Below are 25,770 nucleotides of genomic sequence, written 5' to 3' on the forward strand. Positions count from 1 at the left end.
CGCCTGAGCGCGTGGCAGGCGGTGGACGGGAGGGGCGGACCGGGATGGCGGCGCAATTCGGGATACGGCTGCGCAAGGGGGCCGCGGCGACGGCGGTCACGGCGGCGGTGATGGCGGCGCTCGCCGGCTCGCAGGCACCCGGCGCCGGCGCGCTCAAGGACCTGCCCGGCGGCACGAGCCACTCGGCCGACGCGGGCGAGCAGGTCCCGCCGAGCGACGACCACTACTACACCGACCTCCCTCCGATCCGCCCCGACGACCCCCAGTCCTCCCACGACCTGCCGGGGACGCGGAAGCCCGGCGACGAGGCCGACCCCGCCGAGCCCCAGGCCGGTATCCCCGCCACGGTGCTCGCCGCGTACAAGAAGGCCGAGGCGGAACTCGCCCGCACGCGCGGCGAGTGCGCGCTGCCGTGGGAACTGCTCGCCGCGATCGGCCACGTCGAGTCGGGCCACGCGCGCGGCGGGAAGGTCGACGCGGACGGCACCACGATCGGCAAGATCCTCGGCCCGCAGCTCAACGGCCAGGGCTTCGCGCTCATCCAGGACACCGACCACGGGCGTTACGACGACGACACGACGCACGACCGCGCCGTCGGCCCCATGCAGTTCATCCCCTCGACGTGGGCCGGATCGGGGCGCGACGGCAACGGCGACGGCATCGAGGACCCGAACAACGTCTACGACGCCGCCCTCGCCGCCGGTTACTACCTGTGCGGAGACGGCCGCGACCTCGGCACGAGCGACGGCATGCGCGCCGCGATCCTCAGCTACAACCACTCCTCGGAGTACCTCGCCACCGTCCTGACCTGGTACGACTTCTACCGCGACGGAGCCCACGAGGTCCCCGACGGCACCGGACCGCTGCCCAGCCACCCCAACAGGCCCACCTCCCCGAGCCCTTCGACACCCCCGTCGACCCCGCCCTCCGTCCGGCCGAGCCCGCCCGGGCACACCACGTCGCCCACGCCGCCCAGCCACTCCACGCCCCCGGCGACGAAGCCGCCCACGAGCCCCGGCACGCCGAGCACACCCCCCACGACGCCGCCCACCACCCCGCCCGCCACGCCGAAGCCCCCCGCCGAGCGCGTCACCGCCCTCACCAAGACCGGGCCCGCGACGCTCGCGACCCTCACCGGGCTCGACTTCGACGTGCGGCCCGCCGTGCGCGCGCTCGACAAGGAGGGCAAGCCGGTGGCCGGGCTCAAGGTCACCTTCGGACTTGTCGGCGCCACCGACGCGCGCTTCTCCGGCGCGAAGAGCGTCGTCGTCACGACCAACGCGCAGGGCACCGCGACGGCCCCGACCCTCACCGCGGGCAAGACCCCCGGGAAGTTCACGGTTCGCGCGAGCCTCGCCTCCGGCAAGCCCGGCCCCGTCGACTTCGCGGCCACGGTCACCGAACCCGCCGCCGACGCGCTGAAGCCCGTGGACGACAAGGCCACGTACGAGGCGAAGGCGGGCGACGCCTTCGAGGAGAGCCCGGACCTGAAGGCGAGCCTCGACGGGAAGACCGTCGCGGGCGTCCGCACCACGGTCACCGTCCTCGACGAGGACGGCAAGGAACTCGCCGAGGACACCGGCCCGTACGTACTCGACGCCGACGACGAGAAGACGCGCGCCCTCACCCTCGTGAGCGACAAGGACGGCGTCCTCCACCTGCCCAACCTCCACGCCGGGGACCAGCCGGGCACCTACGTGCTGCGGTTCACGGCGGGCAAGGCCACGGCGGACGTCGAACTGACGGTGACGGACGCCAAGCCGGCGGAACCCGGCGAGGACGGCTCGCAGAGCCCGCAGCCCGGCACGGGCAGCGAGAGCCCGGCCGCTTAAGGCACGCCCGGACGGTGGTCCCGCCGCGAGCCGCGGCGGGACCGTCCGCGGGCCTCCCGCCACAAACAGCCGCCCGCGCGGGACCGCCTCAGGGCCGCTCCGGCCACGCGTGCTTCGGGTACCGGCCGCGCAAGTCCGCCCGTACGGCCCGGTAGCCCTCCGCCCAGAAGGACTCCAGGTCCGAGGTCACCGCGGCCGGCCGCCCCGCCGGGGACAACAGGTGCACCATCACCGGCACCCCCGCCACGAGCGGCGTCTCCCGCAGCCCGAACAACTGCTGCACCCGCGCGGCGAGCACCGGCGGCTCACCGCTCCCGCCCTCCGCGTACGCGAGCCGCACCCGCCGCCCGTCCGGCAACTCCACCGACTCCGGAGCCAGTTCCGCGAACCGCCCCGCCGCCCCCGAGGCCCACGGCAGCAACCTCCGCAGCGCCTCCGCGACCCGCACCCGCGCCAGGTCCGCACGCCGCCGCGCCCGCGACAGCTCCGGCTCCAGCCAGTCGTCCGCCCGCGCGAGGAGCGCCGCGTCCGACACGTCCGCCCACGGCTCGCCCAGCACCCCGTGCAGGAACGCCATCCGCGCCCGCAGCCCCCGCGCCCCCGGCGTCCACTCCAGGAGCCCCAGCCCCGTCTCCGCGAGCCCCTGAAGCAGCGCGGCCCGCACGAGCGCGGGTTCGGGCCGCGCGAGATTCCGCTCCCGCAGCACGACCGCGCCGAGCCGGCTCACCTCACGCGCCCGTACGTCCCCGTCCGCCCAGCGCACCTCCTGCCCCTCGGCGTACAGCGGCGCGGCGGCCTCGCGGGCCGTCCGCTCGTCGATCGCCGCCGCGAGCCGCACCCGCGCCGAGGCCGCGCCCGCCGGACGGTCCGCGACCGCGACCGCGAGCCAGGACGCCTCGCGCAGCCGCGACTCCCGCTCCGGCTCCGCACCCGTCCCCGACACCATGAGGAAACCGCCACCGCGCGCCCGCGCGACCCGCTCCGGGTGCGCGAGCGCCGTCACCACCCCGGCCGCCGCGTCCTCGGGAAGCGAAGCGCCGCCCCCGTCGTCCGCCCCCGCCTGCCGCAAGGCCCCGCGCAGCCGCCGCACCTCCTGCCGCCACCGGCCCCCGTACCCGTCACCGCCCTGCCGGGCCCGCCGCAGCACGAGCGCCAGTTCGTCCCCGTACGCGCGCGGCGGCTCCTCGCTCAGCAGCGCCACGAACTCCGCCGCGAGCCGCCCCCCGACCTCACCCGCGCCGTCGAGCAGCGCCCGCCCCAGGCGCGGATGCAGCCCGAGCCGCGCGAGCCGCTCCCCGCGCGCCGTCGCCCGCCCGTCCGCTCCCGTGGCGCCGAGCGCCCCGAGCACCGTGCGCGCCGCCGCGAGCGCACCGGCGGGCGGCGGGTCGAGCAGCGCGAGCGAGGAGGCGTCCGGATCGCCCCAGCACGCCGCCTGGAGCGCGAAGGACGTCAGGTCCGCGACGGCGATCTCCGGCGCCGGGAACGCCGCCAGGCGATGCTCCTCGGCCCGGTCCCAGCAGCGGTACGCGGTCCCCGGAGCCTCCCGCCCGGCACGGCCGCCGCGCTGCGCGGCGGCGGCGAGCGAGGCCCGTACGGTCGTGAGCGCCGCGAGCCCGCGCGCGTGGTCGACGCGCGGCTCCCGCGCGAGCCCCGAGTCCACGACGACCCGCACCCCCGGCACGGTCAGCGAGGACTCGGCGACCGAGGTCGCGAGCACGACCCTGCGCCGCGCGCCCGGACCCGCGAGCACCGCGTCCTGCGTCTCGGCCGGAGCCCGCCCGTGCACCTGGAGCACGTCCAGCTCCGGCTCCCCGGCGAGCAGCCCCGCGACCTTCGCGAGCTCCCCGACACCCGGCAGGAAGCACAGCACGTCCCCGGTCCGCTCGGTGAGGGCCTGCCGCACGACGGCGGCGACGTGCTGGAGCTGCGCGGGGTCCACGCGCGGTCCGTGCGGCGGACGGAAGGGGTGCCGGGGCGGCGCCCACACCGTCTCCACGGGGTACGAGACACCCTCGGCGCGCACGACGGGCGTCGGCGCGCCGCCTTCGCCGAGCAGCCGCGCCCAGCCCTGAGCGTCCGTCGTCGCGGAGGCGGCGAGGAGGCGCAACCCGGGCCGCAGCGCCGCCCGTACGTCCAGGAGGAAGGCCGTCGCCGTGTCCGCGTCGAGGTGCCGCTCGTGGCACTCGTCCAGGACCACCACGTCCACGCCCGCGAGTTCCTGGTCGCGCTGGAGCCGCTGGAGCAGAACACCCGTCGTGACGACCTCGACGCGGGTACGGGGCCCGGTGCGCCGCTCGCCGCGCACGCGGAAGCCGACGTGCTCTCCCACCTCCTCGCCCAGCAGCCACGCCATGCGCCGCGCCGCGGCCCGTACCGCGATCCTGCGCGGCTCCGCGACGAGCACCCGCCGCCCCGGCGTCCCGTCCCCGAGCAGCCCCGCGAGCGCGAGCGGCACGAGCGTCGTCTTGCCACTGCCGGGGGGCGCGGTGAGTACCGCCGTACCGCCCGCCCCGGCCCCGTACAACGCGGTGGCGAGCGCGGGCAGGGCGGAGCGGACGGGCAGGGCGTCGAGCGCGGCGGTACGGATCACGGGGCCAAGTCTCGCGCAGCGGCGGGGCAGGCGGCCCTCAGGCGTCCCTCTCGCACACGAAGATCGCCGTGCCCGGGATGAGATGCCCGCGCAGCGGGGACCAGCCGCCCCACTCCTGCGTGTTCCACTCCGGCCACTCCGGCTCGACGAGGTCCACGAGTCGCAGGCCCGCGCGCACGACGTCGCGGACGCGGTCCCCGACCGTGCGGTGGTGCTCCACGTACACCGCCTCGCCCTCCTCGCCCTCCTCCACATAAGGAGTGCGGTCGAAGTACGAGCCCGAGACGCTCAGCCCCTCCGGACCCGGCTCGTCGGGGAAGGCCCAGCGCATCGGGTGGGTCACCGAGAAGACGAAGCGCCCGCCCGGCCGCAGCACGCGCCGCACCTCGCGCAGCACCCGCACCGGATCGGCGACGAACGGCAGCGCCCCGTACGCCGAACAGGCCAGGTCGAAGGAGGAGTCGGCGAAGGGCAGCGCACTCGCGTCCGCCTCGACGAGCGGGAAGCGCGCGGAGTGCTCCTCGGCGATGCGCAGCGCGTGCTGGAGCTGGCGGTGCGCGAGGTCGAGCGCGACGGGGCGCGCGCTCTGCGCCGCGAGCCACCGCGAGCACTGCGCCGCGCCCGCGCCGATCTCCAGGACGTCCTTGCCCGCGAGCTCCTCCGCGGGGCCGAGGAGCTGCGCCTCCACCTCGTCGAGCCCCTCGGGGCCCCAGACGAAGCGGTCGTCGCCGAGGAAGGTGCCGTGCTCGGCCTGGTACTCGTCCGCGTTGCCGTTCCACCAGCCGCGATTGGCGCGGCTGCTCTCGGTGACGCTCGCGGCACGCCGCGTGGCGGTGACGGTCTCGTCCCCGGCGGTCTCGTCCGCCGGGTCGAAGGGGATCTCGGGGGCTTGGATGATGTGCTCCATCGTCGTACTGTTCGCTCCAGCCGTCGCCGCCGGGTCCTCAAGGGGGCGCCGTACGTGGGGCGTCGGGGCGTCGGGTGCCGGGAATGCGGGGATCGCCCTCGCGTGGGCGCCTTCGCGCATTGACCCTGTCCGGCTGCCCCCGTATGCTACAAGTTGCGCTGCGAGCCTGCGCTCCTCAGACCTAGCAGGCGGTGCTCGCAACTGTTGTCTGTCTCGCGGTTTCCGAGGCGGCCGTCCCCTGGGGGCGGCGGTCACGTGCCGCTCGGGCTCCACAGTGCGAAATGGGTTCCAGCGCGAGCAGTGCCTACGACTTCAATGTCCGTACCGGAGCCCTTACCCACATGACGAGCAGCACCGAGACCACCGCCACCACCCCGCAGGTAGCGGTCAACGACATCGGTAACGAGGAAGCCTTCCTCGCCGCGATCGACGAGACGATCAAGTACTTCAACGACGGCGACATCGTCGACGGCGTCATCGTGAAGGTCGACCGGGACGAGGTCCTGCTCGACATCGGTTACAAGACCGAAGGCGTCATCCCCTCCCGCGAGCTTTCGATCAAGCACGACGTCGACCCCAACGAGGTCGTCAAGGTCGGCGACGAGATCGAGGCCCTTGTTCTCCAGAAGGAGGACAAGGAAGGTCGGCTCATCCTGTCCAAGAAGCGTGCGCAGTACGAGCGCGCCTGGGGCACGATCGAGAAGATCAAGGAAGAGGACGGCATCGTCACCGGTACCGTCATCGAGGTCGTCAAGGGTGGTCTCATCCTCGACATCGGCCTCCGCGGCTTCCTCCCGGCCTCCCTGGTCGAGATGCGCCGCGTCCGCGACCTCCAGCCCTACGTGGGCAAGGAGCTCGAGGCGAAGATCATCGAGCTGGACAAGAACCGCAACAATGTGGTCCTGTCCCGCCGTGCCTGGCTGGAGCAGACCCAGTCCGAGGTGCGCCAGACCTTCCTCACGACCCTCCAGAAGGGTCAGGTCCGCTCCGGCGTCGTCTCCTCCATCGTCAACTTCGGTGCCTTCGTGGACCTGGGCGGCGTGGACGGTCTCGTGCACGTCTCCGAGCTGTCCTGGAAGCACATCGACCACCCCTCCGAGGTTGTCGAGGTCGGCCAGGAGGTCACCGTCGAGGTTCTCGACGTGGACATGGACCGCGAGCGCGTCTCCCTGTCGCTCAAGGCGACGCAGGAAGACCCGTGGCAGCAGTTCGCCCGGACGCACCAGATCGGTCAGGTCGTCCCCGGCAAGGTCACCAAGCTCGTTCCCTTCGGCGCGTTCGTCCGCGTCGACGAGGGCATCGAGGGCCTGGTCCACATCTCCGAGCTGGCCGAGCGCCACGTGGAGATCCCGGAGCAGGTCGTCCAGGTCAACGACGAGATCTTCGTCAAGGTCATCGACATCGACCTGGAGCGCCGCCGCATCAGCCTCTCGCTGAAGCAGGCCAACGAGGCCTTCGGCGCCGACCCGGCCTCGGTCGAGTTCGACCCGACCCTGTACGGCATGGCCGCGTCCTACGACGACCAGGGCAACTACATCTACCCCGAGGGCTTCGACCCCGAGACCAACGACTGGCTCGAGGGGTACGAGAAGCAGCGCGAGGAGTGGGAGGGCCAGTACGCCGAGGCCCAGACCCGCTTCGAGCAGCACCAGGCCCAGGTCATCAAGTCCCGCGAGGCCGACGAGCAGGCCGCGGCCGAGGGCACCGAGGCGGCTCCGGCCGCCGCGGGTGCCTCCACCAGCGGTGGTGGCGGCGGCGGTTCGTACTCCTCGGACACCGGTGACAACTCGGGTGCCCTCGCCTCGGACGAGGCGCTCGCGGCCCTGCGCGAGAAGCTGGCCGGCGGCCAGAGCTGAATCCCGCGGCGCGGCGGGATGACCGCCGCGCACGGTAGCCAGTAGCAGTACGGAGTCCCGGTCCCCTTCCGGTGGGGGCCGGGACTCCGTCGTTGCCGGGGCCGCCCTCCTCTTCGCGGCCCGTACCGGCCGCCCCGGCCGCCGCCGCGGTCTCGTAACACCCGGAAACGTGTGCGATACACCTGCGGGACGCGCCCCGTAACCCCGCGCTGCGAAGCTCCTCGCCATCCAAGATCACGCCCGGCCGCCACCGGCGCGTGTCCCGAGGGAGAGGAAGCCGCACGTGGAAGAGATGCAGTCCGGCACGAGTCGTCGTTCCTTCCTGCGCAATGTCGGTGTGACCGGCGGCGCGGGCGTCATGTTCGCCACCATGGGCGCCCTCGGGCTCGCCCCCGACGCCGCCGCGGCGGCCCGCCACGAGCCCGCGTTCACCGCTCCGCGCACCGGCGACTTCACGTTGCGCGGCAAGGCGGCGGCGAAGGTCGTCGTCATCGGCGGCGGCATCGCCGGGCTCGCCTCCGCCTACGAACTCGGCAAGGCCGGTTACGACTGCACGGTCCTGGAGGCCCGCGAGCGCACCGGAGGCCGGAACTTCACCGTGCGCGGCGGCGACACCACCATCGACCTGAACGGCCACCGCCAGACCGCCCGTTTCTCCCGGGGCCAGTACATGAACGCCGGGCCCGGCCGCATCGCGCAGTGGATGATCACCCTCGACTACTGCCGTGAACTCGGCGTCCCCATCGAGGTCTTCACCAACACCAACGCGAGCGCCTACCTCTACAACGAGCAGGCCGGGATGAAGACCCCGACCCGCTACCGCACCGCCAAGGCCGACGTCTACGGCTATGTCTCCGAACTCCTCGCCAAGGCCACCGACCGGGGCGCGCTCGACAAGGAACTCACCGCCGACGACCGCGAACGCCTCCAGAGCTTCCTGAAGTCCTTCGGCGACCTCGGCGCCGACCGCGCGTACACGGGCAGCGAACGCCGCGGCTACCTCACCGACCCCGGCGCGGCCGGCAGCCCCGGCGAGGAACTCGGTTCCCCGGCCGCCCTCTCCGAGGTCTTCGCCTCGAACGTCGGCCGCTACTTCTCCTTCGAGTTCGGCTACGACCAGGCCATGCTCATGTTCCAGCCCGTCGGCGGCATGGACCGGATACCCGCCGCGCTCACGCGCGCGATAGGCGAGCGGCGCATCCGTACCGGAGCCGCCGTCACCGACCTCAAGAACACCGCGCACGGCGTCACCGTCACGTACACGCAGGGCGGGCGCACCCACCGCGTGGACGCCGACTACTGCGTCGCGGCGCTGCCGCCGAACATCCTCGCCAAGACCTCGCACAACCTCGGCCCGGCGGTGCAGAGCGCCCTGGAGGCGTGCAAGCCCTCCTCGGCGGGGAAGATCGGCCTGGAGTACCGCACCCGCTGGTGGGAGACCGAGCACCGCATCTACGGCGGCATCACCGAGACCGACATGGACCTCGACCACATCTGGTACCCCTCGCACGGATACCACGACGACAAGGGCCTGCTCATCGGCTACTACAACACCGGTGCCCACGCCGACTCCTACGCGGCGCTCACCCCCAAGGAGCGCGAGGCGCGGGCCGTCGCGCAGGGCGTCAAGATCCACGGCGAGTCCTACCGCAAGCACCTCGCCTCCTCCTTCTCGCATCACTGGCGCCAGACCCCCTACCTCGAAGCGTCCTGGCACTCGCTGGCCGGCGGCCCCGACGCGCCCGCCTTCGCGCCGCTCAACGAGCCCGCGGGGCACGTCTACTTCGCGGGCGACTGGCTCAGCTACCTCGACGCCTGGCAGCACGGCGCGTTCTCCTCGGCGCGCAAGGTCGTGGGGAGCCTGCACCAACGGGTGCTCAACGCCTGACCGGGGAGCCCGGGGCGGACCCCTCGCCCTCGGTCGCCCGACCGGACATGATCAAGTGTGATCAAGGGGGGCGGTGCGGGAATGATCCGTGCCGCCCCCGGCGTTCTCGTCCACGGAGTAAGAGAGGACCGGAGGGCCTTACCGTGCTTGATCCGCAGGATTTGTACTCATGGGTGCCGAAGGGCCTGGCGGTGGTCGACACCGCGCTGGCCCAGGAGTCCGCCGGGCTCGTCATGCTGTGCCACTTCGACGGCTACATCGACGCCGGGGAGACCGGTGACCAGATCGTGGAGCGCATGCTCGACACGCTCCCGCACCAGGTCGTCGCCCGCTTCGACCACGACCGCCTCGTCGACTACCGGGCCCGCAGGCCGCTGCTCACCTTCCGCCGCGACCGCTGGACCGACTACGAGGAGCCGGCCATCGAGGTCCACCTCGTCCAGGACGCCACCGGCGCCCCCTTCCTGCTGCTCAGCGGCCCCGAACCGGACGTCGAGTGGGAGAGGTTCGCCGCCGCCGTCGGCCAGATCGTCGAGCGCCTCGGCGTCCGCCTCGTCGCCGACATCTACGGCATCCCGATGGGCGTCCCGCACACTCGCCCCGTCGGCCTCACCCCGCACGGCAACCGCAGCGACCTCGTCCCCGGCCACCCGAGTCCCTTCGAGCAGGCGCAGGTCCCCGGCTCCGCGGGCGCCGTCGTGCAGTACCGCCTCGGCCAGGCGGGCCACGACATCCTCGGCATCGCCGCGCACGTCCCGCACTACCTCGCCCGCTCCGCGTACCCGGACGCCGCGCTCACCGCGCTCGAAGCGTTCACCGCCGCGACCGGGCTCGTGCTCCCCGGGCTCGTGCACTCCCTGCGCAACGACGCCCACCGCACCCAGACCGAGATCGAGCGGCAGGTCCGCGAGGGCGACGAGGAACTCGTCTCGCTCGTCCAGGGCCTGGAGCACCAGTACGACGCCGCGGCCGGGGCCCTCGCCCGCGGAAACATGCTCGCCGAGCCCGCCGACATCCCGACCGCCGACGAGATCGGCCGCGAGTTCGAGCAGTTCCTCGCCGAACGGGAGGGGGACGCCTGAGGGGCGGGGTTCCTGAGGCCGGGGTTCCTGAGCGGCGGGGACGTCGAAGGGCGCGGACGCGCGTGCCGTGTCCTGCCGTGCCGGGTCGCGCTCGGGCGCTTTCCCGGCAGGATCTAGGCTGCGCTCATGCTTTCGGTACTTTCGGTAGGGCTGACCGGCGGGATCGCCGCCGGCAAGAGTGAGGTGTCCCGGCTGCTCGTGTCGTACGGGGCGGTGCTGATCGACTCCGACCGGATCGCCCGCGAGGTGGTCGAGCCGGGCACCGACGGGCTCGCCGCCGTCGTCGCCGCCTTCGGGACCGGAGTCCTCGCCCCGGACGGCAGCCTCGACCGGGCACGCCTCGGCGCGCTCGTCTTCTCCGACCGGGAAGGCCTGCGCACCCTCAACGGCATCGTCCACCCGCTCGTACGGGAGCGCTCCGCGGCCCTGCAGGCGGCGGCCCCGCCCGGTTCCGTCGTCGTCAACGACGTGCCCCTCCTCGTCGAGAACGGCCTCCAGTCCCTCTACGACCTCGTCGTCGTCGTCGACGCGAGCCCCGAGACGCGACTGCGACGGCTCACCGAGGACCGCGGCATGAGCGAGGACGACGCCCGCGCCCGCATGGCCGCGCAGGCCACGCGCGAGCAGCGCCTCGCCGCCGCCGACGTCGTGATCCCCAACGACGGCACGCGCGAGCAGCTGGCCGAGCGGGTGCGGGAGGTGTGGCGGTCGCTGGAGCGGCGGGCGCGGGGGCAGTCGCCGGAGCGGCCCGCGACGGGGGACTGAGCGCGCGCCCCGCGGGGGAGGAATACGCGCGGGCGCTCGCGTGTTGCGCCCGTGCCGGGAGAGGAGGACCCGCTGTGCCCGCGAACAGCCCCGAGGACCACGTCATCGACTACCGCGCCGCCGAGCAGTTGCTCGCCGCCAAGGACCCGCGCGGCGCGATCAAGCTGCTCGACAACGTGATCGCCGCGCACCCAGAGAACACCGCCGCGCGCCTGCTGCGCGCCCGCGCCTTCTTCGCGGGGGCGCAACTGCGAGGCGCCGAACTGGAATTCAGCCTCGTCCTGGAACGCGAGCCGGACAACGCCTTCGCGCACTTCGCCCTCGCCCGCACCTTCGAGCGCGCCAACCGCCCCGAGGCGGCACAGCGCCACTTCCGCCTCGCGGCGGCGCTGGACCCGCGTCCCGACTACCTGCGGGCAGCGAACTTCGGCGGAGCGGGCGAGGCGGGGCAGGGCTGAGCGGGCGGCACCCGTCACGGGGCTGATGGGGTGGGCTCAGCGCCACGGGGACGGGGGCTGCCGGTTCTTGCGCAGCCGTACGGAGACGACGACGAGGTCGATCGTCACGAGCAGCCACAACGCCGCGCTCACGGCCGCCCACCCCGGGTGCCCGGTGAGGACGAAGACCACCGTCGCCGCGATCGTCACCACCTCGCCCCACACGCTGAGCGCGAGCCGCAGCCCCAGCGGGCTGCGCGCGGTGAGCGGCTCCGTGCCGCCGCGCCCGGGACGCTCGGTGTTCGCCCTGGTCAGATGGCCACCGGCGGCCGCTGACGTCCGGTGGTGGTGCACGTGATGTGTTCCAGCAGGCATGGCTTTCACCGCTCCCTCGTAGGGGCTCTCCTTCCGGTGTACCTCGTTCGGGTGAGGAAGGGAAACGGGGAACCGCGCCCGCCGGCGAGCCGTTGCCCGGACAGGAGCGCCGCGTGAGGAGCCGGTGCCGAGGGAGGGAGCGGGCACATGACGAGTGAGGGGACGACGACCGCGTACCGGCCGGGCTACGGGGCGAGCGGGCCGGGCGCGCTGACCCCGGACGGCTGCGCGGTCGAGCTGTACAAGCGGCTGCCGGTACGGGACGAGCCGGACGTCATCGCCTCCGTCGCCCCGCCGGGCGCGCGCCTCCTGGAGCTGGGCTGCGGCGCGGGCCGCGTCACGCGTCCCCTGGTGGAGCGCGGCTTCGACGTGACGGCGGTGGACGAGTCGGCGGCGATGCTCGCCGAGGTGCGCGGGGCGCGGACGGTGTGCTCCCCGATCGAGCGGCTGGACCTCGCGGAGACCTTCCCCCTGGTCCTGCTCGCCTCCTTCCTCATTCACGCGGGGGACGCGGAGGTGCGGCGCGGTCTGCTGCGCGCATGCCGCCGCCACCTCGCCCCGGGCGGCAGCCTGCTGCTCCAGCGCGAGCCCGCCGACGCCCACGACGGCCTCCCGCGCGAGCGGCACGACCCGGGTTTCACCACCCGGATCGTCTCCTCGGTGCCCTACGCCGAAAGGGTCCGCCAGGTGCGCGCCGAGTACGTCTTCCCCGACGCGACCTGGACGCAGACCTTCCTCTCGCGCCTCCTGGACGACGAGGAGTTCGCCGGGGTGCTCGCGGAGGAGGGGCTGCGTGCGGTGGAGCGGCTGAGCGCGGACGGTGTGTGGTGGCGGGCCGTCGCGGCCTGAGGGCCCGGGCGGAGCGGGCGCTCCGGATGCGCCCGCTCCGCCCGGGGCGGTGCTCAGGAGTTGGGGACGGTGTCCTCGAAGGCCGTGCCGGCCGTGCGGTAGGCGGCGATCTCCGTGTTCACCTGCTGCGGGGTGAGGACCTGGTCCTTGACGTGCAGGACGTAGTCGATCTGCTCGTCGTAGGCGCGCGGGGTCGTCGAGGTCTGGCCCGCGAGGTCGATGAGCCACTGGTTGAAGTTGATCGACATGGGCGTCTCGGGCAGGTACTTGGCGTCGTGGGTGCCGAACTCGGCGCCGTCGATGTAGTACGTGATCCGCTGGTTGTCGATCGTGAGGACGAGGTCGTGCCAGCCCGCGTAGGACTGGCGGGACTCGGTGTGCTGGTTGACGGCCTCCCAGGGGTCGGGCCGGTAGGTCTCCCAGGAGGTCGTGTACATGATGTTGCCGCTCTCGCCCCAGCCGCCGTTGGGCAGGTACTCGAAGTCGTACTCGCCGTAGTCGTCGTCCATCGGGGCCTTGAGGGCGTTGATGGTGAAGAAGGTCTGCACGAGGTGGTCGCCGTCGGGGCCGCTCTTCGGCGCGTCGGAGAACTTCACCCGGGCCGCGTAGGTGCCGTTCTTGAACTTCGTCGCCTTGGTGAGGACTTCGGTGTGCACGGTGGACTCGCCCGTGCCGGCCGTGGAGGTCTCCAGGTTCATGACGGTGTTGGTGCCGTCCTTCGGGAAGGTCACCTTGCGCGGGTCCCACGTGGCCCCGGCGACCCCGGGCCCGCCGGAGTTGGAGCGCACACTCCAGCCGTGCGCGTCGAGCCCCGGGTCGGTCGACGAGGTGTAGGAGAAGTCGTCGAAGAGGGTGGCGCCGTCACCGGGCGGGTCGGTGGGGTCGGTCGGGTCCGTGGGATCGGTGGGGTCGGTCGGCCCGTTGCCCTCCGGCGCCGTGCCCCAGACCTGGGTGCCGTTCAGGCTCGCGGTGACCTTGTCCCAGGCCCCGTACGAGGTCTTCGCGGCGCTGAAGGAGTAGTCGTCGTTCTGGTTGAGCGGGCCCCAGTCGGCCCGGTAGAAGCGGAGCTGGAGATCGCCCGTGTCGGCGCCGGGGGCGAGGGTGCCCGCGCCGGAGGTGAAGCCGATCTCCAGGTAGCGGTCCGCGGTGGAGGTGGGGTGGGCGAGGGTGCCGAACGTGCCGGTGACGTTCGCGCAGCCCTTCACGGCCCAGGAGCACGCGAAGCGGTAGGCGGCGGCGTTGTCGGAACGGAAGTAGTACCGCAGCTTGACCTGACTGAGACTGACCGAGCCGCTGCCGGAGTTGACGACCTTGAACCACGGTTCGGCCTGGTCGGCTCCGGTCGAGCTCTGCCGGTACTGGACGGTGACCGGCTCCCCGGCCGCCTGCGCGGGCAGGGCGGTGAGCGCGGAGCCGACGAGCCCCGCGCCGAGGGCCGCCGCGAGGAGCAGTCTGCGACGGCGGGCGGGGCGGGAGACGGTACGGGGGACGGCGTGCGATGTGCTGCTGGGCAGGGGGGACATCAGCCGGTTTCCTCTCCGGTGGGTGGGGTGTCACTGACCCGGTCCGCGCCCCGGACGCCGAGGGCGTCGAGGCGGAGCCGGTGGCGGGTGAGGCGCGCGCCGAAGTCGTCCCAGTCGCGCCGTGGCGACCAGGCACGCTCGGCGAGCGCGCTGAGCCGGGGGAAGGCGAGGTACTCCAGGTGGGCCGGGGTCGGCGCGTACTCGCTCCACAGCTGCGCCTGCCGCCCGACGACCTGCCGGGCCGCCTCGGGTTCCCAGCCCGGCGGGACGGGATCGGCCTCGTACACCTGGCGCAGGGTGAGCAGCCCGGGCTGGCCGGGGGGTTCGCCGGGGCCTGGACGCTGCGGGTAGTCGAGGTAGCTGATGCGGTACGCGGACGTGATGACCGGGTGGCCGCGGCGGGCAGCGGCGAGGCCGTGGTCCGTTTCGCGCCAGGGCAGCACGGTGAACCCCGGGGGCAGGTCGGTGCCGTTCTCGCTCCAGCCGAACGGGACGCGGCCGTGCGCGGCGAGGTGCCGCCCGACCTGCGCGAGGAACCAGCCGCGCAGCGCGTCCGGGCCCGGCAGCCGCTCGGCGCGCACCCGGTCCAGGGCGCTGGGCGCGTGGTGCCACTCGGTGGTCGGGCACTCGTCGCCGCCGACGTGCACGTGGGGCGAGGGGAAGACGTCCATGACCTCGTCCAGCACCGTACGGACGAAGTCGAGGGACTCCTCGCCCATGCCGAGCACCGTGTCGCACACGCCCCACCGGGTCCACACCGGGAGCGTTCGCGCCGGATCGTTGCCCAGGCGCGGGTACGCGGCGATCGCGGCCCGCGTGTGCCCGGGCACCTCGATCTCCGGGACGATCTCGACGCCGCGCGCCTCGGCGTAGGCGACGAGGCCGCGCAGTTCGGCCGTCGTGTACGCGCCGCCGTGCGGCACGCCGTCGCCGAGCGTCTCGGCGCGCACGCCGCCGACCTCCGTGAGGCGGGGCAGCGCCGGGACCGGCATGCGCCAGCCCTGGTCGTCGGTGAGGTGCAGTTGCAGGACGTTGAGCTTGTGCAGGGCGAGGAGGTCGACGAGCCGGCGCAGCCACGAGACGGGCTGGAAGTGCCGCGCCACGTCGATCATGAAGCCGCGGCGGGGCAGCAGCGGCCGGTCGGTGATCTCCACGCAGGGCAGTTCCCAGCGCTCCGCGCGCACCGCGCCGGGCAGCAGCGCCTCGAGGGGCAGGAGTTGCCGCAGCGTCTGCACCCCGTGCAGGAGACCGGCCGGGCGGGCCGCGCGCAGCAGCACCGCGTCGGGGGCCACGGTGAGCCCGTACCCCTCCTCGCCGGTGCCGCCGAGCGCGGGATCGAGCGCGAGGATGATCTGCCCGTCGGGCGCCGCGGGGAGGGCGAAGCCGGTGGCGGGCGTGAGCAGTTCGCGCAGCAGCGCGGCCGCGCTCTCGGCGCCCGGTGCGATACGGACGGCCGTGTCGGGGCCGAGGGCGAAGCTGCCGAAGCGGCGCGCGAGTTTGAGCGGCCGGGGCACGAGCGCGAGGGGCTCGCGGGGGGCGGGCATACGGGAGCCTTTCGAGGGGGGTGCGGGCATGTGGGCAGGGCGGGATGGCGTGGGGCGCTTCGGTGGTGGCGGCCCGTGTGCGGGCGTGGCGGTGGCGGCCCGTGTGCGGGCGTGGCGGTGGTGGCCGCCCGTGCGGGGGTGGCGGCTTTCGCCACGTACCGGTCTCGCCGTGGGTGGTGCCTCGCGGGGGTGCCTCGGGCCTCAGCCCTTGACCGCTCCGCTCGTGAGGCCGGCGCCGACCCGGCGCTGGAGGACGAGGAAGAGGACGAGGACGGGGAGCGCGAAGAGCGTCGAAGCGGCCATCGTGGCGCCCCAGTCGGTGCCGAAGACGTTGGAGAAGGAGGAGAGCCAGACGGGCAGGGTGCGGTCGTCCTGGTTCTTGATGATCAGCATGTTGGCGAAGGCGAACTCGTTCCACGCCGTGATGCAGCCGAAGAGCGAGGTCGCGAGGAGGCCGGGGGCGAGGAGCGGGAGCGTGACGCGGCGGAAGGCGGCGGCACGGGTGCAGCCGTCGACCTGTGCCGCCTCCTCCAGCTCGGGCGGGATGCCGCTGAGGAAGGACCGCAGCGTCACGATGGTGAAGGGCAGGGTCAGCATGAACGAGACGAGCGTGAGCATCGAGAGGCGGTCGAGCATCCCGGCGTCCCGCGCGATGATGTACATCGGGATGAGCAGCGCTTCCCAGGGGGCGACCTGGGCGACGAAGACGAGCAGGATGAAGGCGCGCCGCCCGCGCCAGCGCAGCCGGGCCACGGCGTAGGCGGCGGCGAGCGCGATGACCAGGGCGAGCAGTACCGAACCGGCCGTGACGAGCAGGCTGTTGCGCCAGAACCCCCAGAAGCCGTCCGCGTGCACGGCGTCCGAGAAGTGGTCGAGGGTGAGGCTCGTCGGGAAGAAGACGGGCGTCTCGGACTGGATCTGCGCGTTCGGCTTGAGCGCCGTGAGGACCATCCAGTAGACGGGGAAGACGCTCAGGACGAAGACGACGGCGGCGGCGAGGCCGCGCAGGGCGGTGCGGGTGAGGCGGCGGTTGCGCGCGGGCCTCGGGGCGGGCCGGGCCTTCACCGGTGTGAGGGCGGGCAGCGGCGGGGCCGCGGGGGCGGTCATGACTCGGCCTCCTGGCGGAACATGCTGCGCAGGTAGGCGATGAGGACGCCGACGAGGAGCAGCACGGTGAGGGTGGAGATCGCGGCGCCGAGGTCGTAGCGGTGCAGGGCCTGCGCGACCTGGTAGGCGTAGACGGGCAGTGTCGTGGTCGCCGAGTCGGGACCGCCCTTGCTCAGCGCCCAGATCTGCGCGAAGCAGCGGAAGACCCAGATCACCTCCAGGCACAGCACGAGCCCGAAGACCGGCCGGAGCAGCGGCAGGGTGACCGAGCGGAAGATCCGCCAGGCCCCGGCGCCGTCCATACGCGCGGACTCGGTGAGTTCGGCGGGGACGGTGAGCAGCGCGGCGTGCAGCGTGATCGCGACGAACGGCACGGACTGCCACGTGATGAGCAGGACGAGGACGGTGAAGGTCGCGGGGCCGTGCGCGAACCACGCGTAGTCGTGGAAGGAGTCGAGACCGAGCTTCGTGAGCGCCCAGTTGACGACGCCGAGCCGCGAGGAGAAGAGCCACTGGAAGACCGTCGTCGTCGCGATGACGGGGCTCGCCCAGGCGAGGACCAGTCCACTGAGGACGAGCGTGCGCGAGAGGCGCCCGAGCGAGCGGAGCAGCAGCGCGACGAGCGTTCCGATACCGAGGATCAGTACGACGTTGACGAGCGTCCACAGCAGCGTGCGCCGCACGACCCGCCAGAACTCCGGGTCCTTGAGGACCTCTTGGTAGTTGCCGAAGCCGGCGCCGCTCGCCCCGCCGCGGATCAGCTCACCCATCCCGAAGTGCTGGAAGGAGATGACGAGGTTGCGCACGAGGGGGTAGCCGAGCAGGAGCGCGGCGCCGAGTACGGTCGGGGCGATGAGGAGGTACGGCCACAGGGCGGCGAGGCGGGCGCGGGCACTCCGTGCGACGCGCGGGCCCCGCGTGCTTCCTCGGGTCCCTGGGCTCCGTTCGCCCTGCTCGTCCGGTCCGCCCTGACCGGTCGCGGGAGGCGCGGCGGCGCGGGGGGCCTCCGGGGTGCGCCCGCGCGCACCCCGGAGCGTGCCGTGGGTGCTGCTCACTTCTTGAGGGTCTTGGTGATCGAGGCGGAGGCGTCCTTCGCGGCCTTCGCCGGGTCGGTGCCGGTGAGGACGGCGGTCATGTAGCCCTTGATCGGGTTGGTCGCCTCGACGGCGGCCCACTCGGGGGAGTTGGGCGTCGCGTGGCCCCGGGCCGCGCCCGCGGCCATCGCCGCGGTGCCCTCGTCGTCGGCGACGACCTTCGAGAGCGAGGTGCGGTTGGGCACGTAACTCATCGTCTTGGCCATGTCCGTCTGCCACTTCGTCCCGGCGAGGGCCTTGATCACCTGGTAGGCGGCGTCCTGGTGCGCGGACGCCTCCGGGATCACGAGGTCGGAGCCGCCGGTGAAGACGGAGCCGGGCTTGCCCGCGTCCTTGCCCGGCACGGGGAAGAAGCCGATCTTGCCCTTGAGCGCGGGCGTCGACTCCTCGACGATCTTCGCGCCGCCGGGGACGGAGACGACCTGTGCGACATCGCCCTTGGCGAAGACGTCGGCCTGCGGGGGCTTCGCCTCGTCGGAGTCCTTCGGTCCCTTGCCGAGCGACTGGAGACTCTTGTAGAAGGCCATGCCCTTGAGCGCCTCGGGGGAGTCGAGCGCGCCCTTCCAGGAGTCGCCGTCCTTGACCGCGAGGTCGCCGCCCTCGTCCCAGATGAACCCGGCGAGGGTGTACCAGTTCTGCCCGGGGAGGTAAATGCCCTGGGTCTTGCCCTTGTTGAGCTTGCGTGTATCGCTCAGCCACTCGTCCCGCGTGGTCGGGGGCTTCGTGATGCCGGCCTTGGCGAAGAGGTCCTTGTTGTAGAGCACGACGCGGTTGGCGGCGTACCAGGGGATGCCGTACTGCTTCCCGTCGATCTTTCCCGGCTCCGCGAGACCGGGCAGCCAGTCCCCGCCCTTGAGGTCGGTGACGCGGTCGCTGAGGTCCTTGACCCCGCCGCTCGCCGCGTACTGCGCGACCTGCGTGTTACCGACCTCGATGACATCGGGCGCGTCGTTGCTGGCGAGGGCCGCGGTGACCTTCTCACCGATGCCGTCCCACTCCTGTATCTGGACGTCGAGCTTGATCTTCTCGTGCCGCTGCTCGAAGTCCTTGGTGAACCGGCCGAGGAAGTCCTCGGAGACGCTGTCCCGCATGACCCACACGGTGACCTTCTCCGGGCTCTTGGCCGTCCCGGAGCCGTCACCGCTGCCGCTGTCGCCGTCGTCGGAACAGGAGGTCAGACCCGTGAGTCCCGCGAGACTCAGCGCGAGGACAAGCGGGGGAGTGGTAAGCCGCAGCTTCATGGGCACCTCATCAAGGAGTTGACCAGTTGACCACTGGTCAGTGGGTGAGCAAGAAGGTGACACAAGGGGACGGTGGCGTCAAGAGCCTTGTGCGGCTTGGGGAATGAGGGGGTGGGGGGTTGGGGTGAGTGGTGTGACGGGGGGTGTTCCGGGGTGCGGCTGGGGGTGGGAAGGGTGGGGAGGCGAGGGGGTGCTGTGCCAATTCCCTGACCAGTAGGGTTCACTGGTCAAGTCGGTGGATCGGCGGTCATGATGGGGTGGCTGGTGGCTGGTGGCTGGTGGTCGGCTGGACGTCTCGTGGCTGGCCGGCTGGTGGCCGGTGTGCGGTCACTGGCGGATCGGCTGGTCGGTCGGTGGCCGGTGTGCTGGTCCGTAGTGGTGGTGAGAGGCGAAACGGGAGGCGGGCGACGATGGTGGAGCACGAGGCGGGGGGAGTGCCGGGAGTGGGCGCGGATGCTGTGGCCGAGGGTGCGGCGGGAGCTCAGGTCGCGGCGGGGGGCGGTGTCGGGGCGGCCGGGGGCGGGAGCGGTTCCCGGGCGGCCGGTGGTGGAAGCGGTTCCGGGGCGGCCGGTGGGGGTGGTGCCGGTCCCGGAGGGGGCGCGGTGCCGAAACGCGAACGGGTGCGGGAGTACCTGCTCTCCCTCGTGGAGGCGCGGGCGCCCGGCGAGGCGATCCCGTCGGAGCGGACGCTCAGCGCCCAACTCGGCGTCTCGCGCCCGACCTTGCGCGCCGCGGTGGACGAACTCGTCGCCACCGGGCTGCTGCGCCGCGAGCACGGACGCGGCATGTTCGTCGCCCCCGCGAAGATCACCCAGGAACTCGTCTCGGACGACGGCACGCTCTCGGTGCCTCTCGCGCAGGGGACGTGGTCGAGCCGCGTCCTGGAGCACTCGGTGATCCAGGCCGGGGCACGGATCGGCCGTCGGCTGCGCCTGTCACCCGCCGCCCGTCTCGTCTACATCGCCCGGCTGCGCCTCGTCGACGGCCACCCCATGGCCATCGAGCACCTCCACATCCCGCAGGACCTCGTCCCCGGCCTGTCGGCGGGCGAACTGGAGGCCGGTGACCTGTACGAACACCTCCGCGAGAGCCACCAAGTGGAGGTGCACGAAGCGACCCAGTCCATCGAGCCGACCGTCGTCAACGAGGCCGAGGCCGACGTCCTCGACGTCCCGCTCCTCTCCCCGGCCCTCCTCATCGAACGTCTCACGACCGACACGACGGGCCGCCCGGTCGAGTACGTCCACTCCGTCTACCGGGGGGACCGCTACCGCATCGTCTCCCGCCTCGCTCTCGGCCCGGCCCGTGACACCACCCACCCCACGGCCCACCACCCCGGCATCCCTCCGGGCGACCTGGCCCCGGCGGACATCATCGGCTCCTCCACGGTGGGGGACGTCCAGGGAGGCTGAGGGTGAGGCGGAGCGGAGCGGGGCGGGGCGGGGCGCTGGACGTCAACTGCGGGGTGCGGGGTGCGGGGTGCGGGGTGCGGGGTGCGGCGTGCGGGGTGCCGGATGGCGGGCCCGGGTGCCGGATGCCCAGTGCCGGGCGCCGGGTCCGGACGCTTGGTGCCGGGTCCGGTTGCCGGGTATCGGATGCTGGCGAGGCCAGTGCGGCGTGCCGGTCCGGCCCCTCGGCTCGCTCAGCCCCGTTCCCGTCCCGCCTCCCACTCGTACGACGGCGGCTGGGGCATGCCCAGCCCGGCGCCGCGCAGCCGCTCCATCTCGCGCCGGTCGCGCTTGGTGGGCCGGCCCGCCCCGCGGTCCCTGATACCGGCCGGCGCGACAGCCGCGCGAGGCGGTGGGGGTGGGCTGTTGTCCTCGTAGCACGTGACCGCGACGGGCGCGCCGACGCGCTTGCGGAGCAGGCCCCGTACCACGAGCACCCGGTCGCGCCCCTCGTGCCGCAAGCGCACCTCGTCACCGACCCGGACGCCCGCCGCTGCCTTGGCCGGGGCGTTGTTGACGCGTACGTGCCCGGCCCGGCAGGACGCGGTCGCCGCCGACCGCGTCTTCACCATCCGCACCGCCCACAGCCACACATCGACCCGCACACTCCCGGACTCCGTCCCCACCTCGCTCACCATGCCTCCGAGCCTAAACGGCGCCACCGACGACGGGCCCGGCTCGGCGGGGGAGTACGCCAGGAGCGGACTACTCCGGACGGTCACCACGCTTTCGAGTGAGAGAAATAATGACTTCGGCGAAGTTATCCACAGATTTCGGTGGGTGGCGCTGGAGGGGGTCGGAGCGCTGGAAGAATTGATGCAGGGGCGCCCCCCTGGGAGGGCGGGGGACTGTCCTCAGCCCTGCGCGCGAAAGCTACCCTCCCCCCATGCCCACCCCACCCCCACCCACGACCCCCGCCTCCTCCCCGCCCCCGAAGCCCGCACCCACCCCGGCTTCCTCCCCGCCGCCCACGCCCTGCTCGCCTCCCTCGTCCGGGACGGGGCCGCCCTCGGCTGGACCGAGCCGCCCCCTTACGACGAGGTCGCCGCGCTGCTCGACGCCGTGTGCGAGGAGGCCGCGCTCGGGGACGCGGCGCTGCGGGCCGCGTACGACGGGCCCCGCCTGCTCGGTCTCGGCTGGTGGCGGCGCTACTCCCGTCCCACCCACCGCCCCCACGCCGACCTGGAGAAACTCGCCGTCGACCCGGCCGCGTCGGGCCGGGGCCTGGGCCGCGCGCTCGCCGAAGCCCTCGTCAGCGAGGCCCGCGCCGCCGCTGTCGAGGTCCTCACCCTCGACGCACGCGGCGACAACACCCGCGCCCTGAGCCTCTACCGCTCCCTCGGCTTCACCGAGTACGGCCGCATCCCCGCGTTCGTCGCGGTCGGCACCCGCCGCTACGACAAGGTCTTCTGCGCGTACGACCTGCGCACCCCGCCCGATCCCGCGCACCGCACCCTCGCCCGCGTCGTACGCACCAGCGCCTCGCCGGCGCGATGGGACGCCTGGACCCCCGAGGGGCAGTACCTGCTCCTCCACTACCGGCGCGGCAGCGGCACCGTCGAGCGCCATCCCGGGCCCGGCCCCGAGCAGTGGACCGAGGAGTCCTGTAAGGAGGGCCGCTCGGCGGTCCTCGCCACCTGGGACGACGGCACCGGCGGAGCCACGATCGGTCTCCCGGCCTTCCTCGCGGCGAGCGGCCTCACCCTGGCTCCGGACGCGGAGACCTCCGACGCCCCTTGAGGCCCGCGCAAGGCTCTCCCGATCGCACCTCTCAGCCTTCCCCCAACCCCGCCTCCCGGCCCGCTTCCCGCAAGACCCCCCGCAGCATCTCCGGGGTCAGCCGCCCCGTGAACGTGTTGCGCTGGCTCACGTGGTAGCACCCGAAGACGTCGAGCGAGGCGCCCCCGTCCCGCGCCGGCAACCGCACCCTGGCGCCGTGGCCGAAGGCGGGGCGCGGGCGGGGCACCTCCCAGGCCGCCGCCGCGAAGGCCGGAAGAGCGGCCTGCCAGCCGAAGCCCCCGAGGACCACGACCGCGCGCAGCGTCGGCCGCAGCAGCGTCAGCTCCTCCACCAGCCAGTGCCGGCACGTGTCACGCTCCTGCGGCGTCGGCCTGTTCGCCGGTGGCGCGCAGTGCACCGGGGACGTCAGCCGGGTCCCGCGCAGGCGCAGGCCGTCGTCGGCCGCGCGCGGTCGCGGCGCGCTCGCGAGGCCGCTGTCGTACAGGGCGCGGAAGAGTACGTCGCCCGCGCGATCGCCCGTGAACATCCGTCCCGTACGGTTCCCGCCGTGCGCCGCCGGGGCGAGCCCGACGACGAGGAGCCGCGCGTCCTCCGGCCCGAAACCGGGCACGGGCCGCGCCCAGTACTCCTCGTCCGTGAACGCCGCCCGCTTCACCCGGCCCACTTCCTCTCGCCAGGCCACCAGACGCGGACAGGCACGGCACCGCGTGATGTCCGCGTCGAGCGCGTGCAGGTCCCCGCCCGCACCGTCATGGACCCCGTCACCCAGAACCATGCCCCCACCGTAGGCCCCTCCACCCGGCCCACCGCGGAACGCGCCCCGCCGCACGAGCGCCTCGCCACCGCCCCACGACCAGCGCCCGATCCACGCCCTGCCCCCCACGACCGGGCCCCAAACGCACCACGGCCCCGCATGCACAAGGCACACGGGGCCGTGGTCGACGGACGTCAGCCCGCCACACGGTGCGCGGACGTCAGCCCGCCACGTGGTGCACAGACATCAGCCCGCACACCCCCTACCGGCATCAGCCCTTCAGCGACGCCAGCGCCTCGTTGAAGGTCGCCGACGGGCGCATGACCGCCGCCGACTTCGCGGCGTCGGGACGGTAGTAGCCGCCGATCTCCGCCGGGGAGCCCTGGACGGCGATCAGCTCGCCGACGATCTTCTCCTCGTCGGCAGCGAGCTTCTCGGCCAGCGGGCCGAAGGCGGCCGCCAGCTCCGTGTCCTCGGTCTGCGCGGCCAGCTCCTGGGCCCAGTACTTGGCGAGGTAGAAGTGGCTGCCGCGGTTGTCGATGCCGCCGAGCTTGCGGCTCGGCGACTTGTCCTCGTTGAGGAAGGTGCCGGTGGCGCGGTCGAGGGTGTCCGCGAGGATCTGGGCGCGCGCGTTGCCGGTCTTCTGCGCGAGGTGCTCGAAGCTCACCGCGAGCGCGAGGAACTCACCGAGCGAGTCCCAGCGCAGGTAGTTCTCCTTGACGAGCTGCTGCACGTGCTTCGGGGCCGAGCCGCCCGCACCGGTCTCGAAGAGGCCGCCGCCGTTCATGAGCGGGACCACGGAGAGCATCTTGGCGCTGGTGCCCAGCTCCAGGATCGGGAAGAGGTCGGTGAGGTAGTCGCGCAGCACGTTGCCGGTCACCGAGATGGTGTCCTCGCCGCGGCGGATGCGCTCCAGGGAGTACGCGATGGCGTCCTCGGGCGACTTGATCTCGATGGTCAGGCCCTCGGTGTCGTGCTCCGGGAGGTACTGCTTGACCTTCGCGATGAGCTGCGCGTCGTGGGCGCGGGTCTCGTCGAGCCAGAAGACGGCGGGGGTCCCGGTGGCGCGGGCGCGCGTCACGGCGAGCTTGACCCAGTCGCGGATCGGGGCGTCCTTCGTCTGGCACATGCGGAAGATGTCGCCCGCGCCGACGGCCTGCTCCAGTACGGCCTCGCCGGCCTTGTTCAGGACGCGGACGGTGCCGGTGACCGGGATCTCGAAGGTCTTGTCGTGGCTGCCGTACTCCTCGGCCTTCTGCGCCATGAGGCCGACGTTCGGCACCGAGCCCATCGTGGCCGGGTCGTAGGCGCCGTGCGCACGGCAGTCGTCGATCACGACCTGGTAGATGCCGGAGTAGCTGCTGTCCGGAATGACGGCGAGCGTGTCCGCTTCCTTGCCGTCCTTGTCCCACATGTGACCGGAGGTACGGATCATGGCGGGCATCGAGGCGTCGACGATGACGTCCGAGGGGACGTGCAGGTTCGTGATGCCCTTGTCCGAGTCGACCATCGCGAGCGCGGGGCCCTCGGCCAGCTCGGCCTCGAAGGACTCCTTGATCTTCTGGCCCTCGGGGAGCCCGTCGATGCCCTTGAGGATGCCGCCGAGCCCGTCGTTCGGGGTCAGGCCGGCAGCCGCGAGCTGCTCACCGTAGGCAGCGAACGTCTTCGGGAAGAAAGCGCGCACGACGTGACCGAAGATGATCGGGTCGGAGACCTTCATCATCGTCGCCTTGAGGTGCACCGAGAAGAGCACGCTCTCGGCCTTGGCCCGCGCGACCTGCGCGGTCAGGAACTCGCGCAGCGCGGCCACGCGCAGCACGGAGGCGTCGACGACCTCGCCGGCGAGTACGGGTACGGACTCGCGCAGCACGGTCGTCGAGCCGTCGTCGCCGTTCAGCTCGATGCGCAGGCTGTCGTCGGCCGGGAGGACCGCGGACTTCTCGGTCGAGCGGAAGTCGTCGTTCGTCATCGTCGCGACGTTCGTCTTCGACTCGGGGGTCCAGGCGCCCATGCGGTGCGGGTGCGCCTTCGCGTAGTTCTTCACCGACGCGGGGGCGCGGCGGTCGGAGTTGCCCTCGCGCAGGACCGGGTTGACGGCCGAGCCCTTGACCTTGTCGTAGCGGGCGCGGACGTCATTGTCCTGGTCCGTCCTCGGGTCGTCCGGGTAGTCCGGCAGCGCGTAGCCCTGCGCCTGGAGCTCGGCGATCGCGGCCTTGAGCTGCGGGATCGACGCCGAGATGTTCGGCAGCTTGATGATGTTCGCCTCGGGCGTCTGCGCGAGGCGGCCCAGCTCGGCGAGGGCGTCCTCGATGCGCTGGCCCTCCTCCAGCCACTCCGGGAAGCTCGCGATGATGCGGCCGGACAGCGAGATGTCGCGGCTCTCCACGCCGACCCCGGCGGTGGAGGCGTACGCCTCGATGACCGGCAGGAACGAGTACGTCGCCAGCGCGGGCGCCTCGTCGGTGTGCGTGTAGATGATGGTCGAGTCAGTCACCGGGTGCTCCGCTCCGTCTCCACTGTCTGCGTCTTGCTGGTACTGCGGGTGTCGCTGATGCTGCGGGGTACTGCTTGTGTTGCCTGTGTTGCTTGTGTGCGGGTCTTGCCTGTCTTGCTTCGCGTCTTTTCAATATTGCTCGATATCAAGATATCCCGAGAGGGCGGCTCTCCCGAAAGGGCCCTTCGTCCTGCGGACGGCGGCACCCCCGACGCCCCCGGCCCGGTACGGTCCCGGGCCGCCA

At 72.9% G+C, this 25,770-nt stretch carries 19 protein-coding genes and 1 pseudogene; 9 read left to right on the plus strand and 11 right to left on the minus strand.

Going from position 1 to position 25,770, the window contains the following annotated elements:
* The first annotated feature begins 44 nt into the window (after positions 1-44).
* The gene (locus tag ACIP4O_RS10230) at positions 45-1,832 is read left to right on the plus strand and encodes a hypothetical protein (protein WP_401573480.1); all 1,788 of its coding nucleotides are present in this window, start codon (positions 45-47) and stop codon (positions 1,830-1,832) included.
* An 88-nt stretch (positions 1,833-1,920) separates the two neighbouring features.
* Here the strand turns inward: ACIP4O_RS10230 and hrpB are convergent, their stop codons facing one another.
* Together hrpB and ACIP4O_RS10240 are read right to left on the minus strand one after the other, a co-directional pair.
* Positions 1,921-4,422 (minus strand): ATP-dependent helicase HrpB, encoded by a 2,502-nt coding sequence (hrpB, locus tag ACIP4O_RS10235; RefSeq protein ID WP_401573482.1) that lies wholly within the window; start codon positions 4,420-4,422, stop codon positions 1,921-1,923.
* Positions 4,423-4,459: 37 nt separating this feature from the next.
* Positions 4,460-5,329 (minus strand): class I SAM-dependent methyltransferase, encoded by an 870-nt coding sequence (locus ACIP4O_RS10240; protein WP_401573484.1) that lies wholly within the window; start codon positions 5,327-5,329, stop codon positions 4,460-4,462.
* A 341-nt stretch (positions 5,330-5,670) separates the two neighbouring features.
* Here ACIP4O_RS10240 and rpsA point away from each other — a divergent pair, with 341 nt between their 5' ends.
* The 5 genes from rpsA to ACIP4O_RS10265 all read left to right on the plus strand — a co-directional run bounded on the left by rpsA (position 5,671) and on the right by ACIP4O_RS10265 (position 11,378).
* Entirely contained in the window at positions 5,671-7,185 is a 1,515-nt protein-coding gene (gene rpsA / locus ACIP4O_RS10245) for a 30S ribosomal protein S1 (RefSeq protein ID WP_401573486.1), read from the plus strand.
* Positions 7,186-7,468: 283 nt separating this feature from the next.
* Positions 7,469-9,073 (plus strand): flavin monoamine oxidase family protein, encoded by a 1,605-nt coding sequence (locus tag ACIP4O_RS10250; RefSeq protein WP_401573488.1) that lies wholly within the window; start codon positions 7,469-7,471, stop codon positions 9,071-9,073.
* A gap of 143 nt (positions 9,074-9,216) precedes the next feature.
* Positions 9,217-10,155 (plus strand): PAC2 family protein, encoded by a 939-nt coding sequence (locus tag ACIP4O_RS10255; RefSeq protein WP_401573490.1) that lies wholly within the window; start codon positions 9,217-9,219, stop codon positions 10,153-10,155.
* Between the two features lie 126 nt (positions 10,156-10,281).
* Positions 10,282-10,920 carry a dephospho-CoA kinase gene (gene coaE, locus ACIP4O_RS10260; protein WP_401573492.1) on the plus strand — a complete coding sequence of 213 codons (639 nt, stop codon included), beginning with the start codon at positions 10,282-10,284 and terminating at the stop codon, positions 10,918-10,920.
* Positions 10,921-10,994: 74 nt separating this feature from the next.
* Positions 10,995-11,378 carry a tetratricopeptide repeat protein gene (locus ACIP4O_RS10265; RefSeq protein ID WP_361325494.1) on the plus strand — a complete coding sequence of 128 codons (384 nt, stop codon included), beginning with the start codon at positions 10,995-10,997 and terminating at the stop codon, positions 11,376-11,378.
* A gap of 36 nt (positions 11,379-11,414) precedes the next feature.
* On the opposite strand, the gene ACIP4O_RS10270 is transcribed toward ACIP4O_RS10265, so the two are convergent.
* Positions 11,415-11,732 (minus strand): DUF6343 family protein, encoded by a 318-nt coding sequence (locus ACIP4O_RS10270; RefSeq protein ID WP_361325497.1) that lies wholly within the window; start codon positions 11,730-11,732, stop codon positions 11,415-11,417.
* A 147-nt stretch (positions 11,733-11,879) separates the two neighbouring features.
* On the opposite strand from ACIP4O_RS10270, the gene ACIP4O_RS10275 reads away from it, so the two are divergent.
* The gene (locus ACIP4O_RS10275; RefSeq protein WP_401573495.1) at positions 11,880-12,581 is read left to right on the plus strand and encodes a class I SAM-dependent methyltransferase; all 702 of its coding nucleotides are present in this window, start codon (positions 11,880-11,882) and stop codon (positions 12,579-12,581) included.
* Positions 12,582-12,634: 53 nt separating this feature from the next.
* Here the strand turns inward: ACIP4O_RS10275 and ACIP4O_RS10280 are convergent, their stop codons facing one another.
* From ACIP4O_RS10280 to ACIP4O_RS10300, 5 genes are all read right to left on the minus strand, one after another.
* Positions 12,635-14,104, minus strand: a complete 1,470-nt coding sequence (locus ACIP4O_RS10280) for a cellulose binding domain-containing protein (RefSeq protein ID WP_401573497.1) — start codon at positions 14,102-14,104, stop codon at positions 12,635-12,637.
* Positions 14,104-15,648 (minus strand): beta-N-acetylhexosaminidase, encoded by a 1,545-nt coding sequence (locus ACIP4O_RS10285; RefSeq protein ID WP_401573499.1) that lies wholly within the window; start codon positions 15,646-15,648, stop codon positions 14,104-14,106. The genes ACIP4O_RS10280 and ACIP4O_RS10285 overlap by 1 nt, the downstream gene beginning before the upstream one ends.
* 201 nt (positions 15,649-15,849) lie before the next feature.
* Positions 15,850-16,755 (minus strand): carbohydrate ABC transporter permease, encoded by a 906-nt coding sequence (locus ACIP4O_RS10290; protein WP_401573501.1) that lies wholly within the window; start codon positions 16,753-16,755, stop codon positions 15,850-15,852.
* Positions 16,752-17,627 carry a carbohydrate ABC transporter permease gene (locus ACIP4O_RS10295; protein WP_401573938.1) on the minus strand — a complete coding sequence of 292 codons (876 nt, stop codon included), beginning with the start codon at positions 17,625-17,627 and terminating at the stop codon, positions 16,752-16,754. The genes ACIP4O_RS10290 and ACIP4O_RS10295 overlap by 4 nt, the downstream gene beginning before the upstream one ends.
* 179 nt (positions 17,628-17,806) lie before the next feature.
* Positions 17,807-19,090, minus strand: a complete 1,284-nt coding sequence (locus ACIP4O_RS10300; protein ID WP_401573503.1) for an extracellular solute-binding protein — start codon at positions 19,088-19,090, stop codon at positions 17,807-17,809.
* Positions 19,091-19,692: 602 nt separating this feature from the next.
* On the opposite strand from ACIP4O_RS10300, the gene ACIP4O_RS10305 reads away from it, so the two are divergent.
* Positions 19,693-20,502 (plus strand): GntR family transcriptional regulator, encoded by an 810-nt coding sequence (locus ACIP4O_RS10305; protein WP_361325514.1) that lies wholly within the window; start codon positions 19,693-19,695, stop codon positions 20,500-20,502.
* A gap of 230 nt (positions 20,503-20,732) precedes the next feature.
* Here ACIP4O_RS10305 and ACIP4O_RS10310 read toward each other — a convergent pair whose 3' ends face one another.
* Complete coding sequence (locus ACIP4O_RS10310; RefSeq protein ID WP_401573505.1) at positions 20,733-21,176, minus strand: RNA-binding S4 domain-containing protein; 444 nt, start codon at positions 21,174-21,176, stop codon at positions 20,733-20,735.
* 178 nt (positions 21,177-21,354) lie between these two features.
* Here ACIP4O_RS10310 and ACIP4O_RS10315 point away from each other — a divergent pair.
* A pseudogene (locus ACIP4O_RS10315) lies at positions 21,355-21,993 on the plus strand (GNAT family N-acetyltransferase); the annotation flags it as partial.
* A gap of 316 nt (positions 21,994-22,309) precedes the next feature.
* On the opposite strand, the gene ACIP4O_RS10320 reads toward ACIP4O_RS10315, so the two are convergent.
* Positions 22,310-23,053 carry a uracil-DNA glycosylase gene (locus ACIP4O_RS10320; RefSeq protein WP_401573507.1) on the minus strand — a complete coding sequence of 248 codons (744 nt, stop codon included), beginning with the start codon at positions 23,051-23,053 and terminating at the stop codon, positions 22,310-22,312.
* A gap of 250 nt (positions 23,054-23,303) precedes the next feature.
* A complete protein-coding gene (locus ACIP4O_RS10325; RefSeq protein WP_401573509.1) occupies positions 23,304-25,526 on the minus strand; it encodes an NADP-dependent isocitrate dehydrogenase in 2,223 nt (740 codons plus the stop codon).
* Between the last annotated feature and the right edge of the window lie 244 nt (positions 25,527-25,770).

Source organism: Streptomyces sp. NPDC088923, from assembly GCF_044749745.1.
Classification (GTDB): domain Bacteria; phylum Actinomycetota; class Actinomycetes; order Streptomycetales; family Streptomycetaceae; genus Streptomyces.

Excerpts from the sequence above, each read along its gene's own strand:
- ACIP4O_RS10300 (WP_401573503.1), bottom strand. The coding sequence starts at position 19,090 with ATGAAGCTGCGGCTTACCACTCCCCCGCTTGTCCTCGCGCTGAGTCTC.
- ACIP4O_RS10320 (WP_401573507.1), bottom strand. The coding sequence starts at position 23,053 with ATGGTTCTGGGTGACGGGGTCCATGACGGTGCGGGCGGGGACCTGCAC.
- ACIP4O_RS10285 (WP_401573499.1), bottom strand. The coding sequence starts at position 15,648 with ATGCCCGCCCCCCGCGAGCCCCTCGCGCTCGTGCCCCGGCCGCTCAAA.
- coaE (WP_401573492.1), top strand. The coding sequence starts at position 10,282 with ATGCTTTCGGTACTTTCGGTAGGGCTGACCGGCGGGATCGCCGCCGGC.
- ACIP4O_RS10290 (WP_401573501.1), bottom strand. The coding sequence starts at position 16,755 with ATGACCGCCCCCGCGGCCCCGCCGCTGCCCGCCCTCACACCGGTGAAG.
- ACIP4O_RS10280 (WP_401573497.1), bottom strand. The coding sequence starts at position 14,104 with ATGTCCCCCCTGCCCAGCAGCACATCGCACGCCGTCCCCCGTACCGTC.
- ACIP4O_RS10310 (WP_401573505.1), bottom strand. The coding sequence starts at position 21,176 with ATGGTGAGCGAGGTGGGGACGGAGTCCGGGAGTGTGCGGGTCGATGTG.
- rpsA (WP_401573486.1), top strand. The coding sequence starts at position 5,671 with ATGACGAGCAGCACCGAGACCACCGCCACCACCCCGCAGGTAGCGGTC.
- ACIP4O_RS10230 (WP_401573480.1), top strand. The coding sequence starts at position 45 with ATGGCGGCGCAATTCGGGATACGGCTGCGCAAGGGGGCCGCGGCGACG.
- ACIP4O_RS10240 (WP_401573484.1), bottom strand. The coding sequence starts at position 5,329 with ATGGAGCACATCATCCAAGCCCCCGAGATCCCCTTCGACCCGGCGGAC.
- ACIP4O_RS10275 (WP_401573495.1), top strand. The coding sequence starts at position 11,880 with ATGACGAGTGAGGGGACGACGACCGCGTACCGGCCGGGCTACGGGGCG.
- ACIP4O_RS10270 (WP_361325497.1), bottom strand. The coding sequence starts at position 11,732 with ATGCCTGCTGGAACACATCACGTGCACCACCACCGGACGTCAGCGGCC.